Source organism: Hymenobacter oligotrophus, assembly GCF_003574965.1.
Taxonomy (GTDB): domain Bacteria; phylum Bacteroidota; class Bacteroidia; order Cytophagales; family Hymenobacteraceae; genus Solirubrum; species Solirubrum oligotrophum.
In genome coordinates, this window is sequence record NZ_CP032317.1 from 3919678 (window position 1) to 3937522 (window position 17845).

A 17845-nucleotide genomic window follows, 5' to 3' on the forward strand; every position below is an offset into this window, starting at 1 on the left:
CCTGCATGCAGGCCGGGCGGCTTTTTAGCACCTAGGGCACCGTTGTGCCAGTTTAGTACAGGTAGTTAAGAGCGGTTTTGTCGTTGTTGTTGAAGTTGCGGTTCTGGCCCGAGCCGATGCAGGCGAGCATGAACGAGCCGGGGTCGGCCGTGGTGGGCGTGCCGGGGATGTGGATAGCACCCACCGTACTGGCGCCTTCGTTTGCCGTCGAGCCGCCGCAGCTGTAGGAGCGGTCCATGTAGTCGGTGTGGCGGAAACCGATGCAGTGGCCAATTTCGTGTGCCAAAATTGTGGCCAGGTACCCAACGGCGGGGTTGTTGCCAATGGCGCGCGAGTTTACCTTAACGCTGTTGTGCGGGTCGCCGGCCGAGGTGGGGAAGCCCGCCGACGCCAGGTACGAGCCCGTACCGCGCACGATGGCTATATCGGCCCCGCCCGATACCCGCGCAAATTTCAGCGTAAGGTTTTCGGCGTTGTAGCGCCGAATGGCCTCGTCGAGCCCGGCCACGTAAGTGCTGGGCAATTGGCTCGAAATGCTCACCGTAATGGTGCGCGGCAGGCCTTTCACGAGGTTGGTGGTGCGGTACTGCTCGGCGTTACCTACGCGCAACAGTTGCGGTGCGGTGGGGTGCTGCAGGTCGGCGTCGGTCAGGAAAATGTCGCCTTCAACCAGGTAGCCGCCGTCCACCTTTTGGGCGCCGGTGGCCGTCAGGCCCATGGCCCGAATCTGACCCAGGGTTTCTTCCGAAACCTGATCCTGCACTTTCACTTCATCTTTCGAGCAGCTGGCCAATGTGCTCAAGGCAACAGCTACTGCGGCAACGGGAGTAAACCACTTCGTCATTTTCATAGGGTTTTGGTTTGGTAGGTTTGATTTGAATGCGCCGATAAGCTGAACAGAAAGAACTTAATAATCAAGGGGTTTTAGCAGAAACTTGCGCCGCCTGGCTTACGTATGTGGGCGGCCCCTAGCAGCTTGGGCAAAGCCCTAAAAGCAACAAGCCCGGCTCTGTGCAGAGCCGGGCTTGTTGCTTAGGAGGAGCTACCCTTAGTACAGGTAGTTGAGGGCCGTGATGTCGTTGTTGTTGAAGTAACGGTTCTGGCCCGAGCCGATGCAAGCGAGCATGAACGAGCCGGGGTCGGCCGTAGTGGGCGTGCCGGGAATGTTGATGGCGCCAACGGTGCTGGCACCTTCGTTGGTGTACGAGCCGCCGCAGCTGTAGGAGCGGTCCATGTAGTCGGTGTGGCGGAAACCGATGCAGTGGCCGATTTCGTGCGCCAGAATCGTGGCCAGGTAGTTGGTGTTCGGGGTTTTGCCGATGGCCGTCGAGTTCACCTTAACGCTGTTGTGCGGGTCGCCGGCTGCGGTGGGGAAGCCTGCCGACGCCAGGTAAGAGCCGTTGCCGCGTACCAGAGCAATGTCGGCCGTGCCCGAAACGCGCTGGAAGCGGATCAGCAGGTTTTGCGCGTTGTAGCGCGCAATGGCTTCGTCGAGACCGGCTACATACGAGGCCGGCAGCTGGCTCGAAATGCTCACAGTGATGGTGCGGCCCGAGCCAACGTTTACGAGGTTGGTGGTGCGGTACTGCTCGGCGTTGCCCGTGCGCAGCAGTTGCGGTGCGGCGGGGTTTTGCAGTTCGGCTTCGGTTAGCAGAATGTCGCCTTCTACCAGGTAACCACCTTCTACTTTCTGAGCGCCAGCGGCCGTAAAGCCCATGGCTTTTATCTGAGCAAGGGTTTCTTCCGAAACCTGGTCTTTCACTTTTACTTCATCCTTCGAGCAGCTGGAAAACGAGCCGAGGGCAACAGCAGCTACAACAAGCGGGGTAAGAAACTTTTTCATTTTAAAAAGTTTTGTTGTTTTAGGTGGAGGGTAATGTGGTTTACAATTTGTGAGGAAAAAACGTGATGTGCAACGCAAATCGTCTGAAACCTTAAAAAATTTAATGCGTACGCCCGCGTTTTCTGTTAAAATGGTTAATGAATCCGTTTGGGGAAGATGAATACTGATTTTGCACTATACGCGCAAAACAAACAAGCCCGGCTCCTTCCGGAACCGGGCTTGCTGAACGGTGGCTATGGCTTAGCCTTGTACTACTAGTACAGGTAGTTAAGAGCCGTGCGGTCGTTCGAATTGAACGGACGGTTGCCGCCCGAGCCGATGCAGGCCAGCATCCACGAGTTCGGGTCGGCCGAAGTGGGCGTGCCGGGGATGTGGATAGCGCCAACCGTGCTGGCACCTTCGTTGGTGTAAGCACCACCGCAGCTGTAAGCGCGGTTCATGTAGTCGGTGTGGCGGAAACCGATGCAGTGGCCGATTTCGTGCGCCAGAACCGTAGCGATGTACGTGCTGGCATTAGCCGTGCCCATGGCGTCGGAGTTTACCCGTACGCTGTTGTAGGGGTTGCCGCCCGAGGGGAAGCCAGCCGAAGCCAGGTAAGTAGAGCCGCTGGGCGCTTTGGTGAGCAGAATGTTGTAGCCCGATGATACGCGACGGAAGCGGATGAGGAGGTTCTCCGCGTTAAAGCGGCGGATAGCTTCGTCGGTGGCCGTAACGTAAGCCGAGGGCAGCGTGCTCGATACGGCTACGTTGATGGTGCGGCCCGAGCCAACGCTCACGAGGTTGGTGGTGCGGTACTGCTCTTCGGAACCTACGCGCAGGCGGTTGGCTACCTCAGCATCCGACAAAGAAGCATTCGACATGAAGATGTCGCCTTCTACCAGATAGCCGTCGTCAAGTTTCTGAACGTTGTCCGTGTTAAAACCCAAGTCGTGGAGTTTGGTAACTACCTCGTCAGATACTTGGTCTTTAACTTGAACATTTTCCTCCTTAGAGCAGCTAGACAGGGCCACTGCCGAGAAGGCGCATACGGCTACGGTCGAAAGTACTTTGTTAAACTTCATAAAGTGGTTTGGTTGGGTTTTGTTGAACGATGCTCAAAAGGTGAGGGTAATTTTTGACAAAATCAAAAAAATATTCACGAAACTTTTTGCACATAGCAACAGTATGCGTGGGCGCACACCCGCTCGTTCCTTAGCTATTGTCGCACCAGAGGCGGTAAATTATTGATTTTTCGGTGCAGGTATGTTGTGCTGTTTTTATAACGTTCCGAATATGAATCCGTGTAGCTACATTAAATTGACGAGCTTGGTTTTCGGTAAGCATTGTGCAGAGGAGTCCCCTAACATTTCAATTTTTTGTTCCTTGCTGCCCAAGCAAGGCTTGGCCAGCTGCCGCTCGGCCGTAAGGATGCGGAACAGGGTCTAGGTGTTAGCCGTTGGGTCGGCAACCGGGGGCACCCTCCGAAATCCTTATCTTTGTTTGAAACCCTCAATTTTTCTGCAGGCCCTACTGCTGGGTTCTGCTTGATCATAGATACTTTCCTGTGGCTTGCACTTCATGTTCCAGCGGAGGCGGCGGATGCGCTACGGCTGGTTGTGGCTCGAAAGGGGGCTGCAAAACCGGCGGGTGCACGCGCCTCAACGTGTTCGACTGGTTGCAGGACCTAGACCTGCCCGTCGATTTTAAAGAGTTTGATATAGTTGAAATCCGCTTTAAGGGCGGACGCAAAGAGTTTTTCCGCAACGCTAGCCGATTGCCTCTGGTAACCGGTGATGCTGTGGTAGTGGAGGCCGGTGGCAACGGCTGGCACCTAGGCTACGTGTCGCTGAAAGGCGAGCTGGTGCGCCTACAAATGCGGAAGAAGAAAGTAGAGCCCGATAACAAGGACCTGCGCAACATTTTGCGCGTGGCCACCGAGCAAGACGTGGAGCGCTACGAGGCGGCCTGCAACCTCGAGCTGGGCACCATGTTTAAGGCCCGCTCGGTGGTGGAGGAGCTGCGCCTGAAAATGAAGCTCTCCGACGTGGAGTACCAGGCCGACCGCACGCGCGCCACCTTTTACTACTCAGCCGAAGACCGCGTCGATTTTCGCGACCTGATTAAGCGCCTGGCCGAGGAGTTTCGGGTACGGGTGGAGATGCGCCAGATTTCGTTGCGCCACGAAGCCGGCCGCCTAGGTGGCATTGGCTCGTGCGGGCGCGAGCTGTGCTGCTCTACCTGGCTTACCGAGTTCAAGAGCGTGAGCACCACGGCCGCGCGCTACCAAAACCTGAGCCTGAACCCGGCCAAGCTTTCGGGCCAGTGCGGGCGCCTGAAGTGCTGCCTCAACTACGAGCTCGATACTTACCTCGACGCGTTGCGCGATATTCCGCAGGTATCGAAGCCCTTGCAAACGCAGCAGGGCGACGCTTTCCTGCAGAAGACGGATATCTTCAAGAAGCGCATGTGGTTTGCCTTCCGCGGCGACAACAACTGGGTGATGCTCTCGACCGACCGCGTGAAGGAAATTCAGCTCCTGAACAAAGCCGGCGAAAAACCCGAAACCCTGCAGCCGCCCGTAGTGGAGCCCGCTCCGGTGCTGAGCGTGCAGGAACACGTGGAAGGCTCGCTCGACCGCCTCGACGACAAGATGAAGTCGGGGAAGCGGAACAAGCGCAAAAAGAAAAAGGACAGGGACAAAGCCACGCCGGCCTCGGTGGTGCAGCCCAAACCCTCGCTGACGGTGCCCAAAGATGCCCTGCGCCCCCGCAACGAGCCCAAGCCGGGCCCTGGCTCGGGCGAGCCAGGCAACACGTTGTCGGCGCCGGTTGAGGGCGAGGCCAGCCCCGGCGGGCGCCACGGCCGCTCGGGCCGCCGCGGCCGCAGCATGAGCACCGATGCCCCACGGGCCGAACGGCCTGCGCCGCGCTTCGATCCGCGTTTCCGGCAGGCGCCACCCACCGGAGGCGAAGCTACGCCGGGGGGCGCACCAAACCCCGATTCGGGTAGCGGCAGCGGCGAAGGCCGCTCGGGCCGTAACGGCCGCTCGCGCCGCGGCGGGCGCCGCCACGGTGGCTCCGGCGACGCTGCCGCAGCTTCCAACAACCCACCTGCTGCCTCTTAACTATGCGCCGCATGCCCTTTCAACCTTTGCTGCGTGGCGCCCTAGGTGCCTTGTTGCTGCTGGCCACGGCCGCCTGCGACGGTAACCGCGTGTACGAAACTAACGAGGACCTGCCCGATTACGCGTGGTCGGTGCAGCAAAAGCCCGCGTTTCAGTTCGAAATTCAGGACACGACGCAGCGTTACAACGTGTACTTCAACGTCCGCAATGCCTCCATGTACGGTTACTACAACCTGTACGTGAAGCACACGCTGACGGGACCCAACGGGCCGGTGGGCAAGCCGCTGTTGCACCAGATGATTTTGATGGACCCCAAAACCGGGGAACCCCACGGCAACGGCACCGGCGACATCTTCGACCACCAGTTTCTGGCTTTGCCGCGGCAGCGCTTTGCCCGCCCCGGCACCTACCGCTTGGTGCTGGAGCAATACATGCGGCAAGATGTGCTGCCGGGCATCATGGCTGTGGGCGTGCGCGTCGAAAAGGCCCCTGCCGGCGACGCCGAAAAGTAGCCCTAGGTGCTTGGCAATGAAGGAAAAAGCCGCCCCACACCGGGGCGGCTTTTTTGGTGTCGAATTGGAAAGAAACGGTGCGCAACGGCGCTGCTTTTGGGGTACAAAAGTGCACGCTTGCACAACAACCCAGCAAAGGCGGGCGTATAGACTTACCACTTTGCTTACCAGTTCTCACCCAACCAATTACACCGCACTATGGCTGATAACACCAAAAACCAGAACGACGCGAAGAACCAGAATTCCGGCGCTTCGCAGAGCGCTCAGGGCAGCACCTCCGGCACCGGCTCGGCCAACATGGGCTCGGGCAGCATGGGCAGCATGCAAGGCAGCACCGGCAACCAAATGGGCTCCTCCTCTACTTCGGGCCTGACCAGCGGCAGCAACGACAACAGCGGCCGCTCGTCAGGCTCGACTACTTCTAGCCAAGACCTGGCCTCGGCTTCTACCAGCATGGGCCAAGGCGGCCTAGGTGGCAGCACCGGCGGCGGCAACGCGGGCAAATCGGGCGGGTCGTCGTCGAACAAATCGGGCAGCAAATCGGCCTCGGGTTCTACTTCCTCGTCTGCTTCGGCCAAAAAATCGGGCAGCACCACCAAGGCTTCTTCGAGCAAGGGAGGTTCGTCGTCGGGCAAAAGCAAAAACCAAGACCAGAATCAATCGTCGGGCCAGCAGGGTAGCAATACCAGCATGGGCGGCAGCAACTACGGCGGCAACTTTGGCAACTCGATGGAGAGCAGCCACAACGACCGCGACCGTGACGAAAATATGTACAGCGGAGCCGGCCGCGGCGAGTACGGCTCGCACGGCATGGGCAGCACGCAAGGTAGCTACGGCAACCAAAACCGCGACTTTGACACCCGCTCGCGCGGCGGCGAATACGGCCAAGATGGCTACAACCGCGGCGGCCAGGGCAACTCGTACGGCCAGTACGGCGGCCGCGACGAGTTTCAGGGCGGCGGTGGCTACGGCGGCAGCAACTACGGCGGCCAAGGTGGCTACAGCGGCAACTACGGCCAGCAGAGCAATTACGGCGGTGGCATGAGCAACCAAGGTGGCTCGGGCATGCAGGGCGGTTACGGCCAGCAAGGCGGCAGCAACTTTGGCCAGCAGCGCCAAGGCCACATGGATAGCCAGTATGGTCAGCGCGACTCGTACGGCTACGGCCAACAGGGTGGCAGCAACATGGGCGGCGGCATGCAAGGCAACTACGGCTCGCAGGGCGGCGACTACAGCGGCCGCAACTACGGCAGCGGTAGCGGCTACGGCGGGGGTATGCAGGGTGGCTACGGCCAGCAGGATGACTACCGCAGCTCCAACGACAACGGCTCGCGCTACGGCCGTGGCCAAGGCTACAGCAACGACTACGGGCGCTCCTCCATGGGCGGTGGCGGCATGCAAGGCGGCTACGGCAACCAAGGCGGCATGAGCGGCCGCGGCCAGGATGACTACGGCCAGTACGGCAGCCGCAACCAGCGCGAAGATCAGGACCGTTTCTCCTCGCGTGGTGGCTACGACAACCAAGGCTACGGCCGCGGGGGCTCGGGCAGTGGCCAAGGCGACTACGGCCGCAGCAACATGGGCGGCGGCAGCATGGGCGCTGGCTACGGCGGCGGCTACAACGACGACCGTTACGGCTCGGGCCGTTCGGGCTCGTCGTACGGCTCGCAGCAAGAGAACTACGGCTCGCGCAGCGGCTACAACGAAGGCCGCGGCGGCTACATGGGCAACTCGGGCCAGGGCTTCGGCTCGCGCGGGGGCTCTTACAACGACCAGTACCAATCGGGCAGCAGCTCGCAAATGGGCTCGTCGTCGCGCGGGGCTGATAACTTCGAAGGCAACGACCGCAACCGCAACTACGGCCAGCAGAACCGCGGCAACTACCGCAACCAGGACAACGACGACTCGGACTACGGCTCGGCACCCGGCCGCAACCGTGGCCGCGACAACGACGACCGTTACTAGGTCAGCACAAGCTAAATAAACAAAAAGGCCCCCGGCAGCTGCCGGGGGCCTTTTTTCTGGTTGGTGTTGGCGGCGCCTAGGTGCTTAAGCCGGCATCAGCTCGTGGCGGTGCTCTTGCGCAAACTCCTGAAAAGTGCGCGGCGGCCGGCCGGTTAGCTGCTCCACGGCGGGGGTGGTGCCGGCCAAGTAGCCGGCCTTACCTAGGGTGTGCAGTTCCATCATGCTGTCTATCATCCATTGCGGGGCGCCTTGCATGGCCTGGCGGGCGCCGGCTTCGGGCACATCAACGTACTGCACCGGCCGGCCGGTGGCTTGGCCGATAATGCCCGCAATTTCGGTGTGGCTTAGGGCCTGCGGCCCCGTGAGGGTGTAGGCCTGGCCGTGGTGCTTGGCTGCGTCGTCGGTAAGGATGGTGGCGGCCACTTCGGCAATGTCGAACGCATCGATGTAGCTCATGCGGCCTTCGCCCAAAGGCAGGTAAAATGCGCCCTGCTCCCGAATGCTCGAGCCCTGGTAGTTCACGAAGTTTTGCATGAAGCTAGTGGGCCGCAACACCACGTACGAAAGGCCGCTTTGCTCGAGGTACTGCTCCATTTGGCGGTGCCAGCGCCCCAGCTGAATACCCGGCTCCATATCGGCCCCGGCGGCCGAAAGCCGCACCACCTGCTTTACGCCGGCAGCTTTGGCGGCATCCACAAGCTGTTGGTTGATGGTCAGTTGCTCGTCGGAGAAGGGCGTGAGCAGAAACACCCGATCGACGCCCGTAAAGGCCAGGGGCAGTGTGGCCGGGCGGTGGTAGTCAACTTCTACCAGCTGTATTTCGGGGTTGAAGTGCCGCAGCCTGTCGCCTTTGATGATGGAGTGCACAGCCGCCCGCGTGTGGGCGCCGCGCGTGATAAGTGCCCGAACAAGCTCGGAGCCAACGGTGCCGGTGGCGCCCGTTACAAGAATGGTTTCAGCCATAACAATTTACGTTAGGGGAATAAACGAAGCGGGCCACCACAGCACTACTACCTAGGGCCTGGCTTTGTTTGGTGGAGGGGCTTAGCGTTGGGCCACCTCGGGCCGCCGCGTTACCTTAAACAGCTTGCCCTTTTCGTTGCTCACAACAAAGTCGTTCTCGTTCACGAACACCAGCGCCTCGGCCTGCCCGCTCGAGGGCATCGGCAAGCAGCTTTTGTCGCCGTCGAAGAGCTTGGTGCCGGGCTGCCGTTTGATGAGGTACACGTGCCCATAGCCCAGCAGCGCCACGGTGTTCCCGTCGGGGCTGATGTCGGCCGAGGTAACCCAGGTATTTACCTGAATGCTGTCGGCGAGGCGCGCCACGTGGGTGCCGGGTTTGGCCGGCAGGTGGTATTCCTTTACCCAATTGCCCTTGCCGCGGTTTTTAGTGAACAGGTACAGGCTGTCGTTGTGGTAATAAAACGCCTCGCAGTCGAAGTTGCGGCGGGGCTTTTTGGGCGGAAACGCGCGCTGATCGGGGTACCGAAACTGAATGGTATCGAGCTGTGAAAACTGCGGGCCGCTGAGCTGGTAAATGCGTAGGTCGCGGCGCTTGTTGGTGTTGTTGCCAAAATCGCCGATGAAAAGGCGCCCGCGCTGGCGGTCCTGGGCCAGGTCTTCCCAATCCACGTTGTAAGCGCCGCGCACGGGGTGGGTACGGATCAGGTCGCCCTGCGGCGTTACCAAGTACAGCCAGGTGGTGTTGCCGCCGTCGCCGTGCGTCCACAGGTCGCCCTCGGGCGAGGCCACAGCCAACCCCGAGCTTTCCACTACTTCGTCGGAGCGCAGCCGGCCAACCTGCTGCACGGTGTAATCCTTTCTGATGCGGTCGAAGCCGCCGCGGGCGTCGCGCTTGTTGCAGCCGCACAGCACCGAGTGGAAGAAGATCAGAAAAGGCACCAGTTTGTCGCGCAGTAAAAAAAGCATAGAGGGCTAGTGAAAAACGAAGACCTGGGGCGGGTAACCAACGGCCGCTCCTCGCAGCCTTACGGAAAGTACCCGCAAACGGCCAGCTTTTGCCCTTGCGGGCCTCGGCGAAAACCTAGAAGCGCAAGTAAGGCAGCAGTTTCTGGTACGTGGCTTCGTCGAGGATGCGGATTTTGCGCAGGTCGTCGGGCGTGCGGAAGGGGCCGTGCTGCTGCCGGTAGGCCACCACTACGCGCGCCAACCGCTTGCCCAGGTACGGGTGCTGGCTGATTTCCTCAAACGAGCCGTTGTTGACATCGATAGGAGCGGGTTGGTAACTGGGCGCCACGTAAGTGTACTTGCGCAAGCTGTCGACCAAATCGGGTGCATCGCGCAAGCTGTAGATTTCGGCCGCTTGCCCTGGGCTGATGAACCCGCCCAGCCGCTCGCGGTACTCCACCACGCGCGCCGAAAGCTTGCGCCCGATGCCGCGAATTTGCATGAGCTGCGTGGTGTCGGCCGTGTTCAGATCGAAGGGCTGCAGGTTGCGCGGTTTGCGCGGAAACCTAGGCGCTTCGGAGCTGGCGTACGGGCGCTCGGGGTAGCGGCTGGCAAAGGCTTGCTGCTCGCGCGGAGGCAATTGCTCGGGCAAGAGCAGGTAGGGTGCCAGCCGCCGATACGTGGTATCGTGCAGGCCGTAGGCGCGGCGGATTTGCTCTTTGGCCTTGAAGCCACCAATGGCGTTGCGGTACTTTACGAGGCGCTCGGCCAAAAAGCGCGGCAAGCCGCGGGCTTGCCAACCCGTTTCGTCAACGGAGTTGGGGTTGAAGGGCGCCAACGGAATGCGCGGCACGCGGGCATAACCGGGCCGCGCCGGGTAGCTGCGCCTAGGTACATTGGCGGGCCGAGCGGCGGCCAGCTCGGCGGCCAGTTGCTCGAGCTGTTGGCGGTCGGCTGCGGGGTCGTAGCGGGGGAGGGCCGGGCGGAGCAGTGCCGGAGCGGCGAGCAGCCCCAGCATCAACAGGAGCAACAACGCAAAGCCGTTGGTTTCGGCCCGCGAAAACCCAAAGTGGCGGCGCACAAATCGGCGAAGCGAATAAAGCACGGGCATCGGCAGCTAACGCAAACACTAACTCAACGGCCATACGCAGAACCGCCGAGCAAGTGTTGGCTGCCGCACCGAAAAAGTAACCCAGCCACCTAGGGGCCGAAGCCTGCTTACTGCGGCAAGCGGTATACGCCCACTCCGCCCGGCGAAAGCGTGTACAGAAACTGCTCGCCTACGAGTACCTGCGTAGCATCGGGGGCCGGAACGGGCACGAGGCGTTCTTTGGCGGTGTACACATCCACGAAATGCACTTGGCCAGCCTGCACGTAGTACAGCTCGTTGCCCCGAAAACCCACCCAGCTAAGCCCGGTGTAAGGCAGCCGCTTGCGGTAGTTGCCCAGGTTGTCGAACACCCAAATGCCGGACGTGCGGTCGACGAGGTACAGGTTGTTCTGGTATTCGCGCAGAAAGCGGAAATCGGGTTTGGTGCGGCCCAGCAGCAAATCGAGCGGCGTGCTGATGGCAAAGCGCTGCTGCTGCCCGCGGCCCAGCTGGTTAAGCGTCAGGTTGCTCTCGTTCAGCAGCCAAATGTTGTCGTCGGGGGCCAGGGTTACGGCGCGCACCATGCCGTTGTCGGTCAGCTCGCTGAGGCGGGCGGTGGCAATGGGCGCCATAAACCGATCGAGCAGCTGCAACTCCTGCCGGTCGTCGTAGAACACCAAAATTTTAGTGGTATTCCAGGCTTCTACGGAAGCCGTGTGGCCCGGCAGCGGCGGCGAGTACACGGCCAACGGCTGGCCATCGGGGGCAAACTGGCGCAGGTTGTTTTGCGCGTCGGTAACGTACAGGTTGCCGCGGCGGTCGAGCGAGGCCGAGCCGGGCTTGGGCAGCGTAATGGAGCGTACTAACGTTAGCCCTGCGGCCGGGGCTGCGGGCTGAACGGTAGCTGGCTGGGCAGCGGGGCGCACGGCCGCCGGTGCCGACGGCTGCGTGGTTGTTTGGGCCTGGCTGCCGTAGCCCAGGAGCAACAACGCACCTAGGGCCCAGCGCAGCCCTGCCTTAGCCTTTAAAGTGCTCCAAAAACAAGTTGTGGCCATCGTAAACACCGTACGTGCAATAATTGACCCATTCGCCTAGGTTAACGTAGCGGCTGTTTGGCCCAACAGGCACATCGAGCGGCAAGTGGCGGTGCCCGAACACGTAAAAATCGTGGTGGAAGCGCTGCTCCAGCTCGCGGCAGTACACCAGCAGCCACTCGTCGTCGCCGAGGTAAATGTCGTCTTTGGCCGAGTTGCTGATGCGGCTGCGCTGGCTCCAGGCGTTGGCAATGCCAATGCCCACGTTGGGGTGAATGCGCGCAAAAAGCCACTGCGCCACCGGCGAGGCGAAGATGCGCTTGAGCACCTTGTAGGTGTAGTCTTTCGGCCCGAGCCCGTCGCCGTGGCCCATGTGAAAGCGGTGCTGCCCGATGGTGAGGCTAACCGGGTGGCGTAGCACCGGAATGCCCAGCTCCTGCGTAAAGTAGCCAAACATCCACATGTCGTGGTTGCCGGTGAAGAAGGTAACCGGAATGCCGGAATCGACTAACTCCGCCAGCTTGCCCTGCAACCGGATAAAGCCGCGCGGAATGGCGTGGCGGTACTCAAACCAAAAGTCGAAAATGTCGCCGACGAGGTAAATGGCCGCGGCATCCTGCGCGGCCCAGTCGAGCCAGCGCACAATGCGCCGCTCCCGCTCCTGCGAGCTTTCGCGGCTGGGGGCACCTAGGTGAAAATCGGAAGCGAAGTATACCCGGCGGCCCGGCTTCAGCGGCACGGGGGCTAGCTCAGGCAGAGGCGAGGTCATCCAGCAAAAACAACGTAATGCTGCGCGGGCCGTGCGCACCCAGCACCAAGGTCTTCTCGATGTCGGCGGTGCGGCTCGGGCCCGTAGCAAGCGAAATCATGGAAGGCAGCTTGTCGGCGCCGTATTTGGTTTGCAGCAGCTGCAGGGCATCGCCGATATCGGCCACCACCTGCGAGGCGCGCGCAAACACCAATTGCTGATCGGAGTAAATGCTTAGGCGCCGGCCACTAGCCGTGGCCGAACCCAGCACCACCGACCCCGTGCGGGCCACCAAGGCTTCGCAGGAGGTAAGGCCGGCATCGGCGTGGGCTAAAAAGTCGGTTTCGTCGGCGGTGTGCACAATGCCGGCCGTGTGCAGCAGCTTTTTCAGCTCGGGCTCCCACACAAACAAATGCTCGATGTTGCGCTCCTTTTTGTGGGCGTAGAGCAAATCGAAGAAGTGGTCTTCGGTGGCGCAGTAGTAGAACGTGCCGCCCACGCGCACAAAGCTTTCGGCAAATGCTACCACCAAATCATCGGGCGGCGCGGCAAACAGCCGGGCCGAGAAGTCGGGCGCGGTGGGCTGGTGCGGACTGGGCTGCTGCAAGGCTTCGCGCACCCGCCGCAAGATGATGTCGCGGGAGGATTCGGGCATACGCAAAGCTACGGAATACCGCCTGCGAATTGCTTACGCCGGCTGCAGGCACTGCTTAACCAGTGCCAAGCTCAGAGTGCCAAGCATGCAAAGTGTTGGTTGCGAGGTGCGTGATGAATGCTGTGAAACCGCGGAGCAGGAGAAACTTAAGCAAGGCACTTGTCAAAATGCTACCGCATCGGAATTATGAAAAATAATGCACCGCAAATGCTTGCTAAAGCTGGACTGCTCAAGATATTTATCGTCCGCATTTTACTTGTTCTCTCAACCTCTACTGCATGCTCATTTCTACTCGTTTTTCTTGTTGGTTCAACCGTTTGCTGCTCTTTGGTGCGCTGGGGTTGCTGATGCTGATGGGCGCCAGCGCCCATGCCGGCGGCGCGCCCGGTGCCCAAGCCGCAAGCAGCGCTGCAGCCTCGCTGGGGCAGGTGCTCAACCCCGATGGCTCGCTGCGCGCTGGTACATCGGGTGCTTTCAATCCTGCCGGTTACGGCTTGCAACTAGCGCCGGATGGCCGCCCCGTATTTAAACTGCTGGAGGTAACCGGCACCGGCGACGAGCGTTGGGCCGACGGTTTCGGCCGACCCAATGCCAGCGGCAGCATTCACGCGGTGCTGGTAAGCGGCACCGATGTGTACGTGGGCGGCAGTTTTAGCAATATCGGCGGCGTTGATGCCAACAACCTGGCCCGCTGGGATGGCAAAGCTTGGAACGCGGTGGGGCAGGGCCTGAACGGCGCCGTTAATGCTCTGGCCCTGAGCGGCAACACGCTGTACGTGGGCGGCGCGTTTACGCAGGCCGGCAGCACGCCTGCCAACCGCATTGCCCGCTGGAATGGCACTGCCTGGAGTGCTCTGGGCAGCGGTATGAACAACCCGGTGAATGCCCTCGTGGTAAGCGGCTCGGATGTGTACGCGGGTGGGCAGTTCAGCGAAGCCGGCGGCAACTCGGCCAGCTACGTAGCCCGCTGGAACGGCACCGCTTGGAGCAGCCTCGGCACCGGCTTCAACGCCGATGTAAATGTGCTGGCCATCAGCGGCTCGGATGTGTACGCGGCTGGCCGCTTTACCCAAGCCGGCGGATCGGCGGCCAACTACGTGGCCCGCTGGAACGGCACCGCTTGGAGCGCCATCGGCAGCGGCCTGAACAACACCGTGTACGCCCTAGGTGTAGCGGGTTCCGAGGTGTACGTGGCAGGTGCTTTCACGCAAGCCGGCGGTAACACCGCCAACCGCATAGCCAAGTGGGACGGCACTGCCTGGAGCGCCCTAGGTGCTGGCCTTAACCAAAACGCCTACGCTTTGGTGGTAAGCGGCGCCGATGTGTACGTGGGCGGCATGTTTACGCAGGCCGGGGGCGCCGCCGCGCCTGGCTTAGCTAAGTGGAGCAACAACGCCTGGAGCACGGTAGGCACAGGCCTGGAAACCGGCGAGCTGCGGACTCTGGCAATTGTGGGCACCGATGTTTACGCCGCCGGGCAATTCCCGATGGCCAACAGCGTAGCCAAGTACAGCGGCGGCAAATGGAGCCGCTTGGGTTCGGGCCTGAACGGCAGCATCAACGCGGTGCTGGTAAGCGGTACCGATGTGTACGTGGGCGGCTCCTTCAACGCGGCCGGCGGCGTAGCAGCCAACCGCATTGCCCGCTGGAACGGCACCGGCTGGAGCGCTTTAGGCACTGGCCTGAACGGCGACGTGCAAGCCATTGCCGTTATCGGCACCGATGTGTACGTGGCCGGTAGCTTCACGCAGGCCGGGGGCGTAGCAGCCGATAACATTGCGCGCTGGGACGGCACCGCTTGGAGTGCTTTGGGCAGCGGCGTGAATGGTACCGTAAATGCACTGCTCGCCAACGGCGCCGACTTGTACGTGGGCGGCAGTTTTGTGCAAGCCGGCGGTATTTCCGCACCCAATTTGGCTAAGTGGAACGGCACGAGCTGGGCCAGCGTAGGCGGTGGCCTGAACAACACTGTGCGCGCCCTGGCGCTAAACCGCGGCGAAGTGTACGCAGCAGGTTCTTTTACGCAAGCAGGCACCACCGCTGCCAACCGCGTAGCCCGCTGGAACGGCACCACCTGGAGCGCCCTAGGTGCCGGCCTCGATGGCAACGTAAATGCCCTGGCCTTTGCCGGCAACACGCTTTACGTGGGCGGCTTCTTCAGTACGGCGGGCACAACCGCGGCCAGCAACATTGCCCGCTACGATGGCACCACGTGGGCTGCCCTAGGTAGCGGCCTGAGCGGCACCGTAACGGCCATTGCCACCAACGGCACCGATGTGTACGCCGGCGGCGGCTTTGCGCAGGCGGGCGGTGCTGCGGCCTCGCGCGTTGCCCGCTGGAATGGCACGGCCTGGAGCAACCTCGGCACCGGCCTCAACGGCATTGTGCGCGCCCTGGCCATGCGCCCCACCGATCAATTGGTGGCTGGCGGCGACTTTACCGAACTCGGCGACGGCAGCAAGCTCTCGGCCTACATGGCCGTGTACGCAGCCGATGCCGCTGTCATCACGGGCACCCGCAAAGTGTTTGTCGACCTAGGGCTGTACCCCAACCCGGCCAAAACCAGTGCTACGCTATCGGTAGTCCCGGCTGCGGCTAGCCGCCAAGTACTGCTAACCGATGCCTTGGGCCGCCAAGTGCGACGGTTTACGCTGCCCGCTCGCGCTACCGAGCTGCCGCTCGATTTGCGGGGCCTACCCGCCGGCCTCTATCAAGTGCGCTGCGGCGATGCCGCCGGGCAGTTGCTGGTTGAGTAATCTACCAGGCTCCTGGGTCTCGTCATGTCGAGCCCTAGGAGCGCAATAACTCGGCTCGATGAGCTCACCAGCAGTGACAAGACCTCTTAGCTGATACCTGCCCACACAAGCCAAACAAAAAGCCCCGCCAGCAATGGCGGGGCTTTTTGTTGCTCGTACATGTCAGCTTACTTACCCAACACTTTGAACTCGGTGCGGCGGTTAAGCGCTTGGCCTTGCTTGGTGGTATTCGGCGCCACGGGTTGCGTGTCGCCGTAGCCGGCCGAGGTGAGGCGGGCAGCCGGTACACCTTTGCTGGTGAGGTAATCGACTACGGCTTTGGCGCGGCGCTGCGACAAATCCTGGTTATAGGCGGCCTTGCCCACGTTGTCGGTGTGGCCCGAAATTTCGATGCGCAGCGAAGGGTACTCGGTGGTCATCAGCTGCACAATACGCTCCAGTTCGGCGGTGCTTTCCTTGCGCAGGGTGGCTTTGTCGAAGTCGAAGAAGATGTTGTTGAGCACCACCTTGGCACCCACATCCAGCTTCTTCAGCGGAATGTCTTTCACCACTTCCGAGAAAGCCGCGCCCGCGGGCAGGTCGAAGTTTTCGGAGTGGAACAGGTAGCCTTCCTTCCGTACCACAATGCCGTAATTCACGCCCGAGGGCAGCGACACCAGGTAGCGGCCCGTGCTGGCGTTGGAGCCGAACGTGGCAATGTTCTGGTTCAGCGTGTTGTCAACCAGCTCGATGGTCGCGTCGATGGGCTTCTTCGTGTCGGCGTCGGTTACGGTGCCTTTCAGGATGGTTACCTGGGCCGTAGCAATGGGCACGGCCGGAGCCAGCAACGTTTGGCGCACCGGCGCCGCACGCGAGGCCAGCAAGGGCTCCTCGGCCGATAGCACCGGGGGCTTCTCGGGGCCTAGGAAGGTAATCATGTAGATGTCGCGGGAGCCCTGCGAGTCGTCGCGCGAGGAGGCGTAGTAGCCGTGGCGACCCGAGGCCGACAACACGAAGAACACGTCGTCGTCGGGGGTGTTGATGGGCCAACCTAGGTTCTCGGGCTTGCTCCACTGCCCGTTCTGCCACACCGACTTAAAAATGTCGAAGCCGCCCATGGAGTTGTGGCCCTGCGACGAGAAGTAGATGGTTTTGCCGTCGGGGTGCACGAAGATGCCGTCCTCGTCGTAGGGCGTGTTAATCACCGACCCTAGGTTCTCGGCCTTGCCTTTGCCCTCGAAGTCGATTCGCCAAATGTCGTGGCCGCCGCGGTTGCCTTCGCCGCCGCCGTTGCTCACAAAGTACAGCATGCGGCCGTTGGGCGCGTAGGCTGCCGAGGGCTCGTGCGACTGGCCGCCATTCACGCGCCGGCCCAGGGTTTGCGGCTTGCGCCACGTGGTGCCCTGCAGCTCCGCCTGATGAATATCGCCGCCGCTGTCCTCAACGTAGGTAATCAGGCGCTGGCCGTCGGGCGCCAAGGCCACCACTGCGTCGTGGCCTTTGGTGTTCACGGTTTCGCCTAGGTTGCGGGCGGGCTGCCACTTGCCGTCGGCGCCTCTGACCGACTGCCAAATGTCCTCGAAATAACCGCCCGAGTCGGGGTCTTTGTCGTCGCCCACGCCGCCTTCGCGCCGCGAGGTAAACAGCAGCACCGATTCATCGGCCGTAATTACCGGGCCGTAATCGGCAAAGGGCGAGTTGACGGCTGCCCCCACGTTGTCGATGAAAGCGCGCGTGGCCGTTTTTTGCAACGCCAAGCCCGATTCGCATTCCCGAATTTTCTTCTGAATGTCGTTTTGCAGAGCCGTGCTGTTTTTGGTGCCGGGCGCCGGCATAGCGGCTTTGTACTCGGCAATGGCCTCCTGCCAACGGGCGTTCAGGTGCAGGCCGCGACCAATCATGTACCGAATGCGAGCATCCACTACTGCATCGAGCTTGTACGCCTTCTGCAGGTAGGGCAGCGCTTTCGATTTGTAGGGCGAGTTGAGGTAGCAGTGCCCAATCTTGAAGTTGAGCAGCGCGTTGTTGGGGTTGAGCTCCTGGGCAGCCAAGTAGTGCGGCAGGGCCTGCTCAAAGCGCGGCGGATCCGACTGGTACCACTCGTCGCCTTGCTTTAACTCCTTCAGGGCAGTTTTCAGGCCGTCTTTGTTGTCCGAAAACTGATCCTTGGTAAACTCTACGCTTTGTGCCGATGCCGAAAACGCCAGCATCAGGCCGGCCGCTAGGCCCAGGGTATAACGAAGCTTATGCAT

14 protein-coding genes are annotated in these 17845 nt (G+C 61.4%); 4 read left to right on the top strand and 10 right to left on the bottom strand.

Going from position 1 to position 17845, the window contains the following annotated elements:
* Positions 1-52 precede the first annotated feature (52 nt).
* The 3 genes from D3Y59_RS16935 to D3Y59_RS16945 form a co-directional block, all read right to left on the bottom strand.
* Positions 53-850 (bottom strand): M57 family metalloprotease, encoded by a 798-nt coding sequence (locus tag D3Y59_RS16935; RefSeq protein WP_119446116.1) that lies wholly within the window; start codon positions 848-850, stop codon positions 53-55.
* Positions 851-1048: 198 nt separating this feature from the next.
* Entirely contained in the window at positions 1049-1843 is a 795-nt protein-coding gene (locus tag D3Y59_RS16940) for a M57 family metalloprotease (RefSeq protein ID WP_119446117.1), read from the bottom strand.
* Positions 1844-2097: 254 nt separating this feature from the next.
* Positions 2098-2904, bottom strand: a complete 807-nt coding sequence (locus D3Y59_RS16945) for a M57 family metalloprotease (RefSeq protein ID WP_119446118.1) — start codon at positions 2902-2904, stop codon at positions 2098-2100.
* A 581-nt stretch (positions 2905-3485) separates the two neighbouring features.
* Here D3Y59_RS16945 and D3Y59_RS16950 point away from each other — a divergent pair.
* The 3 genes from D3Y59_RS16950 (at position 3486) to D3Y59_RS16960 (ending at position 7423) form a co-directional block, all read left to right on the top strand.
* Complete coding sequence (locus D3Y59_RS16950) at positions 3486-4946, top strand: PSP1 domain-containing protein (protein WP_119446119.1); 1461 nt, start codon at positions 3486-3488, stop codon at positions 4944-4946.
* A gap of 11 nt (positions 4947-4957) precedes the next feature.
* On the top strand, positions 4958-5458 hold the full coding sequence (locus D3Y59_RS16955) for a gliding motility lipoprotein GldH (protein WP_119446531.1): 501 nt from the start codon (positions 4958-4960) through the stop codon (positions 5456-5458).
* A gap of 198 nt (positions 5459-5656) precedes the next feature.
* Positions 5657-7423, top strand: coding sequence for a hypothetical protein (locus tag D3Y59_RS16960; protein ID WP_119446120.1), 1767 nt, complete (start codon positions 5657-5659; stop codon positions 7421-7423).
* An 84-nt stretch (positions 7424-7507) separates the two neighbouring features.
* On the opposite strand, the gene D3Y59_RS16965 is transcribed toward D3Y59_RS16960, so the two are convergent.
* The 6 genes from D3Y59_RS16965 to D3Y59_RS16990 form a co-directional block, all read right to left on the bottom strand.
* Positions 7508-8386, bottom strand: a complete 879-nt coding sequence (locus D3Y59_RS16965) for an SDR family oxidoreductase (protein ID WP_119446121.1) — start codon at positions 8384-8386, stop codon at positions 7508-7510.
* 81 nt (positions 8387-8467) lie between these two features.
* The gene (locus D3Y59_RS16970; RefSeq protein ID WP_119446122.1) at positions 8468-9352 is read right to left on the bottom strand and encodes a hypothetical protein; all 885 of its coding nucleotides are present in this window, start codon (positions 9350-9352) and stop codon (positions 8468-8470) included.
* A gap of 115 nt (positions 9353-9467) precedes the next feature.
* Entirely contained in the window at positions 9468-10436 is a 969-nt protein-coding gene (locus tag D3Y59_RS16975) for a ComEA family DNA-binding protein (RefSeq protein WP_162910865.1), read from the bottom strand.
* Between the two features lie 113 nt (positions 10437-10549).
* Entirely contained in the window at positions 10550-11476 is a 927-nt protein-coding gene (locus tag D3Y59_RS16980; protein WP_162910866.1) for a hypothetical protein, read from the bottom strand.
* Positions 11439-12224 (bottom strand): UDP-2,3-diacylglucosamine diphosphatase, encoded by a 786-nt coding sequence (locus D3Y59_RS16985; RefSeq protein ID WP_119446125.1) that lies wholly within the window; start codon positions 12222-12224, stop codon positions 11439-11441. The genes D3Y59_RS16980 and D3Y59_RS16985 overlap by 38 nt, the downstream gene beginning before the upstream one ends.
* Positions 12205-12858 carry a LutC/YkgG family protein gene (locus D3Y59_RS16990; protein WP_119446126.1) on the bottom strand — a complete coding sequence of 218 codons (654 nt, stop codon included), beginning with the start codon at positions 12856-12858 and terminating at the stop codon, positions 12205-12207. The genes D3Y59_RS16985 and D3Y59_RS16990 overlap by 20 nt, the downstream gene beginning before the upstream one ends.
* Before the next feature lie 278 nt (positions 12859-13136).
* Between D3Y59_RS16990 and D3Y59_RS16995 the strand changes: the two genes are divergently transcribed.
* The gene (locus tag D3Y59_RS16995) at positions 13137-15614 is read left to right on the top strand and encodes a T9SS type A sorting domain-containing protein (RefSeq protein ID WP_119446127.1); all 2478 of its coding nucleotides are present in this window, start codon (positions 13137-13139) and stop codon (positions 15612-15614) included.
* Positions 15615-15781: 167 nt separating this feature from the next.
* Here the strand turns inward: D3Y59_RS16995 and D3Y59_RS17000 are convergent, their stop codons facing one another.
* Positions 15782-17845, bottom strand: coding sequence for an OmpA family protein (locus D3Y59_RS17000; protein WP_119446128.1), 2064 nt, complete (start codon positions 17843-17845; stop codon positions 15782-15784).

Bases quoted from the DNA above. Each gene is read 5' to 3' on its own strand.
- D3Y59_RS16945 (WP_119446118.1), bottom strand. From the start codon at position 2,904: ATGAAGTTTAACAAAGTACTTTCGACCGTAGCCGTATGCGCCTTCTCG.
- D3Y59_RS16935 (WP_119446116.1), bottom strand. From the start codon at position 850: ATGAAAATGACGAAGTGGTTTACTCCCGTTGCCGCAGTAGCTGTTGCC.
- D3Y59_RS16995 (WP_119446127.1), top strand. From the start codon at position 13,137: ATGCTCATTTCTACTCGTTTTTCTTGTTGGTTCAACCGTTTGCTGCTC.
- D3Y59_RS16980 (WP_162910866.1), bottom strand. From the start codon at position 11,476: ATGGCCACAACTTGTTTTTGGAGCACTTTAAAGGCTAAGGCAGGGCTG.
- D3Y59_RS16960 (WP_119446120.1), top strand. From the start codon at position 5,657: ATGGCTGATAACACCAAAAACCAGAACGACGCGAAGAACCAGAATTCC.
- D3Y59_RS16970 (WP_119446122.1), bottom strand. From the start codon at position 9,352: ATGCTTTTTTTACTGCGCGACAAACTGGTGCCTTTTCTGATCTTCTTC.
- D3Y59_RS16955 (WP_119446531.1), top strand. From the start codon at position 4,958: ATGCCCTTTCAACCTTTGCTGCGTGGCGCCCTAGGTGCCTTGTTGCTG.
- D3Y59_RS16940 (WP_119446117.1), bottom strand. From the start codon at position 1,843: ATGAAAAAGTTTCTTACCCCGCTTGTTGTAGCTGCTGTTGCCCTCGGC.
- D3Y59_RS17000 (WP_119446128.1), bottom strand. From the start codon at position 17,845: ATGCATAAGCTTCGTTATACCCTGGGCCTAGCGGCCGGCCTGATGCTG.
- D3Y59_RS16990 (WP_119446126.1), bottom strand. From the start codon at position 12,858: ATGCCCGAATCCTCCCGCGACATCATCTTGCGGCGGGTGCGCGAAGCC.
- D3Y59_RS16965 (WP_119446121.1), bottom strand. From the start codon at position 8,386: ATGGCTGAAACCATTCTTGTAACGGGCGCCACCGGCACCGTTGGCTCC.
- D3Y59_RS16985 (WP_119446125.1), bottom strand. From the start codon at position 12,224: ATGACCTCGCCTCTGCCTGAGCTAGCCCCCGTGCCGCTGAAGCCGGGC.